This window comes from Kitasatospora sp. NPDC058965 (assembly GCF_042741245.1).
GTDB lineage: Bacteria > Actinomycetota > Actinomycetes > Streptomycetales > Streptomycetaceae > Kitasatospora.
This window is the reverse complement of record NZ_JBHYKG010000477.1, coordinates 1-4,548: the sequence shown is the minus strand read 5'-3', so window position 1 is coordinate 4,548 and position 4,548 is coordinate 1. Positions and strand designations below refer to the sequence as shown.

Below are 4,548 nucleotides of genomic sequence, written 5' to 3'. Positions count from 1 at the left end.
GTCTTCAGGGCGGGGCCGCGCCGCGGGCCCGCTCGGTGGCGAGCACCTCGGGCAGGCCGTCCAGCCGGCGGAGCGCGGCCACCGTGCGCGAGGTCCGGTGGTTGGCCGCCAGCAGCTCGCGGTGGCGCTCCACGAACGCCCAGTACCCGGTGGTGAACGGGCAGGCCCGGGCGCCGAGCCGGTCGGTCGGCCGGTACGCGCACGGGCGGCAGTGGTCGGTCATCCGGTTCAGGTAGGCCCCGCCGGCGGCGTACGGCTTGGTGGTGATCAGCCCGCCGTCGGCGTACTGGGACATGCCGACCACGTTGGCGAGCATGACCCAGTCGTACCCGTCGACGAAGCAGCGGTGGAACCAGTCCGTCAGCTCGCGCGGGTCGAAGCCGTGCTGCAGGGCCCAGTTGCCGAGGATCATCAGCCGCGGGATGTGGTGGACCCAGCCGTGGTCGCGGACCTCGGCGAGCGTCCCGGCCAGGCAGCGGGCGGTGACGGCCTCGGCGTCGAGGTCCCGGAACCAGGCCGGCAGCGGCTCGTGGTGGCCCAGGCGGTTCGCGTCCCGGTACCCCTCGCCGAGGTGCCAGTACAGCTGCCACACGTACTCGCGCCAGCCGGCGACCTGGCGCACGAAGCCCTCGGCGCTGTTCAGCGGCACCCGGCCGGCCCGGTACGCGGCCTCGGCCGCGCGCACGCACTCGCCCGGGTCGAGCAGGCCGAGGTTGAGCGGGACGGACAGCGCGCTGTGCGCCAGCCACGGGTCCCCGTGCAGCACCGCGTCCTCGTACCGGCCGAACTCGGCGAGCCGGTGGTCGACGAAGTGCGCGAGCGCCCGCTCGGCCTCCGCCCGGGTGGCGGCGAAGCGGCGCGGCCCGTCCCGGCCGGTGAAGGCGACCTCGCCGGCCCGCTCCCAACGGTCCAGGTCGGCCCGCACCGCGCGGTCGATCCCGTCCTCCGCGGGCGCGAACGGCCCCGGCAGCGGCAGCGCGGCGGCGCCGCGCGGCGGCGGCTCGCGGTTCTCCCGGTCCAGGTTCCACCGGCCGCCGGTCGGCTCGCCGTCGGGCTCCAGCAGCAGGTGCTCCGCCCGGCGCACCCGGTGGTAGAAGTCCTCCAGCAGCAGGCGCCGCTCGCCCGGCGGGCCCGCCCAGCGGCGGAAGTCGGCGAACGGGACCAGGAAGCCGCGCGGCGGCAGCACCGTCACCTGCGGCAGGCCCTCGACCAGGTGCAGGGCCGCTCGCGAGGTCGGGTGACAGACCGTCACGGCGCGCCGACCGACCGCCTTGGCCAGGCCCTCCCGGTAGGTGTCGGCCTGCACGTAGCGCGCCCGGTCCCCCAGCGCCTCGGCGGCGTGCCGCAGCGCGGACAGCACCAGGTGGGCCTTGGCCCGGTGGAAGCGCCGGCGGCGCAGCACCGAGCGGGCCTCGATCAGCACCACGGGCGCGTCCGGGTCGGGGCCGGCGGGGCCCGGGGCGAGGAAGTGCGGGCCGAGCTGGTCCGCGAAGACCCAGTGCGGGCGCGGGCCGGTCATCACGGCCCGCCGGTCGGCGCTGCGCGATCCATCCGGGGGTCCTTCCGTCCGGCCGCGGCGGTGCCGCGGGCCCGCCGGTCAGTCTCGGCCGCGCCCGGCCGGGTCGCCCAGCCGCACCGCTCACGCAGCGTTGCGGGCCCGGTTGCCGCACCGATCGCTGCACAACCGCTGCGAGTACTGGGTGATGCGCAATCGCTGCACCGTGGGTGCTGTGACTTCCCGCACGGACTCGCTGCTCCGTCCCCCCGCCACCGCCCGGCGCGCTCCGGCCCCGGCACGGGACCTGGCCGCCCTGATGGCGGCCGCCGCACGCGGGGACGAGGACGCGTTCGCGCGGCTGTACAGTGCGCTCGCCCCGCCCGTCTACGGGATCGCACTGCGGACGCTGCGCAACCCGAGCCACGCCGAGGAGGTGGCCCAGGAGGTGCTGCTGGAGGTGTGGCGCACCGCGGCCGCCTACCGGCCGGACCGGGGCGCGGTGCTCACCTGGGTGCTCACCATCGCGCACCGGCGCGCCGTGGACCGGGTCAGGTCGGCGCGGGCCGCCGCCGAGCGGGAGCTCCGGGTGGCGCTGCGGGACCGGCCGGTGACCGAGTCGGTCGCCGAGCAGGCCGAGCGGCTGGCCGACGTGCAGCAGGTGCGGTCCGCGCTGGCCCGGCTGACCGGCGCGCAGCGCGAGTCGCTGGTCCTCGCCTACTACGGCGGCTACTCGCAGAGCGAGATCGCCGGCTTCCTCGGCGTGCCGCTGGGCACGGTCAAGACGCGGATGCGGGACGGGCTGCGCCGCCTGCGGGTCGCGTTCGGCGACGGGTGACCGCCCCGAACAACGAACCGCCGCTGCGGAGCGTCCGGCCCCGGGCCCGGACGGGGGATCATGGCCGACGACCCGTCAGCACCGGCCCGACCGCACCCGATCCGCGCCCCGCGCACCTGGAGGAGAACGTGAGCGTCACCGTCCGCGCCGTGCCGCCGTCCGGTCGGCGGTGGCTGCGGTGACCGGATCCCGCCCCGCGCCGCCGGACGACGGTCCGGCCGACGCGGGACTGCCGACCGGGGCCGTGGCCCGTCGGCTCGGCGTCTCGCCGACCACGGTCCGCTCCTGGGAGCGCCGGTACGGGATCGGGCCCTCGCACCGCGAGACCGGGCACCACCGCCGCTGGAGCCCCGAGGACATCGGCCTGCTGGAGGCCATGTGCCACCTGACGGCCCGTGGGGTGCCGCCGGGCGAGGCCGCCCGGGCGGTGCTCGCCGCGGGGGCACCGGCGGGCGAAGGACCGGCGGTCCCGGCACCGTCGGCCGGGCCGCGGGCCGCCCCGGGCGGCAGCCGGGCGCTGCGGGTGGGCGCGGTCCGTCCCGACTGCCGGGGCCTGACCCGGGCCGCCGTCCGCCTGGACTCGCCCGAGGTCGCCAGGATCCTGCGGGAGGCCGTCGCCGGGCTCGGCGTCGTCGACGCCTGGACCGAGGTGATGATGCCGGCGCTGCGCGCGGCGGGGCGCAAGTGGGCCGCGACCGGGGAGCAGTACGTCGAGGTGGAGCACCTGCTGTCCTGGCACGTGTCCACCGTGCTGCGCGCGGCGGCGGTGCGCCCCGGTGCGCTGCGGCCGGTCCCGCCGGTGCTGCTGGCGGCCATGCCCGACGAGCAGCACACCCTCCCGCTGGAGGCCGTCGCGGCGGGGCTGGCCGACCGGGGGCTGCCGTTCCGGATGCTCGGCGCGGCGGTGCCGGCCCGGGCCCTGCTGGACGCGGTCCGGCGGACCGGCCCGGGCGCCGTGATGCTCTGGTCCCAGGACCGGCGCACTGCGGAGCCGACCCTGGTGCGCCGACTCGCCCAGCTGGGCTGGGGCCCGCACGGTTCCCGCGGCCACGCCCTCGTGCTGGCCACCGGCCCGGGCTGGACCCGTGCCACCCGCCCGCCGGGCACCGCCGGCCCGCACACCCTGGTGAGTGCCCTCGACCTGGTCGAGCAGGCGGTCGCCCACTGACCGGGCGCCTCGGCGCCCACCGGGTCCGGTGGTTCCGGACCATGACCTGACCCGGTCAGGTCGGAGGCTTTCCCTCACCGGTGAGGGGTGGGGTAGCCTCCCAGGCGTTACGTCGCCGTGACCCGGCAGCCGGTGACGGCGACGAACGCGATCCGCCCGCGCGGCAGCGGGCGGTCGGGCCCAGGTGCTACGGAGGCGACGTTCGATGGTTGGCTCAACCCCGTCCAGCCGATCGCTCAGGGAGAGCGCTCCCGTCGGCGGTGCGACCGCGGTCGGCGAGTCGGAGCTGCGGCTGCTGCTGGCCGGGCTGACGGCGGTGCGCGACGGGGACTTCGGCACCCGGTTGCCCGGCGAGGCGGACGGCCTGATGGGCGAGATCGCCGACGTCTTCAACGGCATGGTCGACCAACTGGCCCTGTTCACCTCGGAGGTGACCCGGGTGGCCCGCGAGGTCGGCACCGAGGGCCGGCTCGGCGGCCAGGCCCGGGTGCCGGGGGTCTCCGGGACCTGGGAGGACCTGACCGACTCGGTCAACGCCATGGCCGGGAACCTGACCACCCAGGTCCGCGACATCGCGCAGGTGGCCACCGCCGTGGCCCGCGGCGACCTGTCGCAGAAGATCCGGGTGGACGCCCGCGGCGAGATCCTCGAACTCAAGGACACCGTCAACACGATGGTGGACCAGCTGTCGGCGTTCGCCGGCGAGGTGACCCGGGTGGCCCGCGAGGTCGGCACCGAGGGCCGACTCGGCGGCCAGGCCGACGTCAAGGGCGTCTCCGGCACCTGGCGCGACCTGACCGACTCGGTGAACTTCATGGCCGGGAACCTGACCGGCCAGGTCCGCGCCATCGCGCAGGTGGCCACCGCCGTGGCCCGCGGCGACCTGTCGCAGAAGATCGGGGTCGACGCCCGCGGCGAGATCCTCGAACTCAAGACCACCATCAACACGATGGTCGACCAGCTGTCCGCGTTCGCCGGCGAGGTGACCCGGGTGGCACGCGAGGTCGGCACCGAGGGCCGGCTCGGCGGCCAGGCCGACGTCAAGGG

4 protein-coding genes are annotated in these 4,548 nt (G+C 76.9%); 3 read left to right on the top strand and 1 reads right to left on the bottom strand.

Annotation, left to right across the window (positions count from 1 at the left end):
• Nucleotides 1-4 precede the first annotated feature (4 nt).
• Complete coding sequence (locus ACFW1A_RS38850) at nt 5-1,519, bottom strand: cryptochrome/photolyase family protein (RefSeq protein ID WP_380418125.1); 1,515 nt, start codon at nt 1,517-1,519, stop codon at nt 5-7.
• A 211-nt stretch (nt 1,520-1,730) separates the two neighbouring features.
• Here ACFW1A_RS38850 and sigK point away from each other — a divergent pair, with 211 nt between their 5' ends.
• From sigK to ACFW1A_RS38835, 3 genes are all read left to right on the top strand, one after another.
• Nucleotides 1,731-2,333 carry an ECF RNA polymerase sigma factor SigK gene (sigK, locus tag ACFW1A_RS38845; RefSeq protein ID WP_380418123.1) on the top strand — a complete coding sequence of 201 codons (603 nt, stop codon included), beginning with the start codon at nt 1,731-1,733 and terminating at the stop codon, nt 2,331-2,333.
• 178 nt (nt 2,334-2,511) lie between these two features.
• Complete coding sequence (locus ACFW1A_RS38840) at nt 2,512-3,501, top strand: MerR family transcriptional regulator (protein WP_380418121.1); 990 nt, start codon at nt 2,512-2,514, stop codon at nt 3,499-3,501.
• Nucleotides 3,502-3,706: 205 nt separating this feature from the next.
• The coding region (locus ACFW1A_RS38835) for a HAMP domain-containing protein (protein ID WP_380418119.1) at nt 3,707-4,548 on the top strand (842 nt) is incomplete at its 3' end.